We start from the raw sequence: 2,525 nt of genomic DNA on the forward strand, positions 1-2,525 counted from the left end.
GTTCGCCGCCATCGCAATCGGCGTCACCATGTGGCTGGTGCTGAACAAGACCCGACTGGGAATGTTGGTGCGCGCCGGCGTCGACGACCGAGAGATGCTGGCGGCCTCGGGCGTTCGCATCCAATACGTGTTCCTAGCTGTCTTCGCCTTCGGCGCTGGCCTCGCGGGCATGGCCGGCATCGTGGGCGGCACGTTTCAGTCGCTGTCGCCCGGTGAGGACACGCGGTTCCTGCTGGCCAGCCTCGTCGTGGTCATCGTGGGCGGGATGGGGTCCATTCCCGGCGCCGCCATCGGCGCATTGATCATCGGGCTGTCAGAGCAATTGGGCCTTGTCTATGCGCCGACCTATTCGGTGGTTTTTACCTTCCTGATCATGGCCGCCGTTCTGGCATTCCGGCCGCAAGGGCTGTTGGGAGAGCGTCAGTAAATGGCCATGGTCGAACGCCAAAAATCAGCCGTACAACCGCTCTGGATCGAGCGCATTCCGGCCGGGTGGTGGGCCTTGGCCCTGTTCCTGTTGACCATGCCGGCCTGGGCCAACGATTTCATCCTGTTCCAAGTTATGGGCTGGACCTTCATCCTCGGCATGATCGCGCTCTCGTTGATGTTCCTTGCGGGCTACGGCGGCATGGTCAGCCTTATCCAGATGTCGGTTGCGGCCATGGCGGGCTACATGGTAGCGATCTTTGGCAGTTCGGGTGCGGAGCTGAGCATGGGCTTGCCCTGGTGGCTCTATATTCCCATCGCCATCATCATGGCCGCGATCTTTGGCACCATGGTTGGCGCGCTTGCCGTGCGGACCGAGGGCATCTATACCATCATGATTACGCTCGCCATCGCGGCGGCGTTTTTCTATTTCTCCCGTCAGAATTATACCATCTTCAACGGCTATTCTGGGTTCAACCTAGTCGTTCCGCCACCGCTGTTTGGCGTCGACTGGCGTCAGCCGGTGCCGTTCTTCTACCTGACATTGGGCTGTGCGGTGATTTGCTATGCCGCCGTGATCTACGTCTCGCGCGCGCCCTTTGGGCTGGCGCTGCAGGGGGTGCGGGACAATCCGCGCCGGATGGCGGCGCTAGGCTACAACGTCACCGCACACCGCATCGCGGCCTATACCTTTGCCAGCGTGATCGCGGCAATTGGGGGAATCCTGTTGGTCTGGCAGAACGCGCAGATCGCACCGGGTACAGCGGGTATACCGGCGGTGATCGATATTTTGGTGATCGCCGTCGTCGGCGGCATCACGCGGCCCATTGGGCCTTTCATAGGCGCGCTGATCTATGTGTTGCTGCGCACCTTTTCGCCGGATGTATTGTTGGCCTTCGGACTTTCAGGTGAGCGGTTCAAGCTGCTGATCGGCCTAGGCTTTCTGGTGGTCGTCTTCTTTTCGCCCGACGGCGTTCTGGGCCTGTGGGAGCGTTGGAAGACCCGTCGCGACCGCCGCCGCGATCCGCTGACCGGAGAGAGCAAATGACCCTTGTCGAGAGCGATAGAAGCGCCGATCGGCTCGGTTCGGTCAGCTCCGGCAATGCGCTCGAGCTACGCGGCGTGACCAAGATGTTCGGTGCCCTGGCGGCGATCAGCGATATCACCCTGACCGTCGCCTCCGGCGAGCGGCGCGCAGTGCTGGGGTCGAACGGAGCGGGCAAGACGACGCTTTTCAACTGCGTGACGGGGGATTTCTTTCCGACCAACGGCACGGTGCGCTTGTTCGGCGAGGATGTGAGCCGCTTTCCGGCCTATGAGCGCATCCGGCGCGGGTTGCGCCGGACCTATCAGATCAGCCTGCTGTTCAACGGGTTGACGGTGACCGACAACGTTTATCTTGCTTGCAGGGGCGTGTCGCGCGGGCGATTTTCCTTCCTGCGCCCCCGCGAAAATGACACGTTGCAGACGCGGGCCGCCGAATTGATTGCGGCGGTTCATCTGACCGAGTGGTCGGATGTGCCGGTATCCAGCCTCAGCTACGGCCAACAGCGACAGCTTGAGATCGCACTGGCTCTGGCGGGGGCCCCGCGCATCATCCTGTTCGATGAGCCGGCAGCGGGGCTGTCGCCAACCGAGCGTTCCGAGCTGGTCTCGATCCTGAACGGGCTGCCGGGGCATATCGGCTATATCATCATCGAGCACGACATGGACGTGGCTCTGCGCGTCGCCGAAAGCGTGACGATGATGCACAACGGACGCATCTTCAAGGAAGGCACTCCCGAAGAGATCGAGAACGACCAGGAAGTACAGGAATTGTACCTGGGAGACGGTCATGGATAGGTCGCGCGACACCCATCGCGCGACGCCCGCCGCGCTAGAGGTCAAGGGGCTGAACGTCTATTACGGCGCTTCGCACGCCCTGCAGGGGGTCGATCTGCGGTTGGACCGCGGCGTGCTGTCCGTTGTCGGGCGCAACGGCATGGGCAAGACCACGCTCTGTATGGCGATTATGGGTCTGGTACCTTCCGCCTCCGGCTCGATCAGTTTCGGCGGGCAGTCGCTGCTGGGCCGCAGCCCGGCCGAGATCGCGCGCATGG

The 2,525-nt window shown here is 62.5% G+C and carries 4 protein-coding genes; all 4 read left to right on the forward strand.

Annotated elements, in window-relative coordinates:
• On the forward strand, nucleotides 1-427 hold a 427-nt coding region (locus LCF60_RS24515), incomplete at its 5' end, for a branched-chain amino acid ABC transporter permease (protein ID WP_292295132.1).
• On the forward strand, nucleotides 428-1,474 hold the full coding sequence (locus tag LCF60_RS24520) for a branched-chain amino acid ABC transporter permease (RefSeq protein ID WP_292295133.1): 1,047 nt from the start codon (nucleotides 428-430) through the stop codon (nucleotides 1,472-1,474).
• On the forward strand, nucleotides 1,471-2,268 hold the full coding sequence (locus LCF60_RS24525) for an ABC transporter ATP-binding protein (RefSeq protein WP_292295134.1): 798 nt from the start codon (nucleotides 1,471-1,473) through the stop codon (nucleotides 2,266-2,268). The genes LCF60_RS24520 and LCF60_RS24525 overlap by 4 nt, the downstream gene beginning before the upstream one ends.
• A partial coding sequence (locus LCF60_RS24530) for an ATP-binding cassette domain-containing protein (RefSeq protein WP_292295135.1) occupies nucleotides 2,261-2,525 on the forward strand: 265 nt, incomplete at its 3' end. The genes LCF60_RS24525 and LCF60_RS24530, both read left to right, overlap by 8 nt.

The sequence above is a fragment of the Marivita sp. genome, from assembly GCF_020055635.1.
Classification (GTDB): domain Bacteria; phylum Pseudomonadota; class Alphaproteobacteria; order Rhodobacterales; family Rhodobacteraceae; genus Marivita.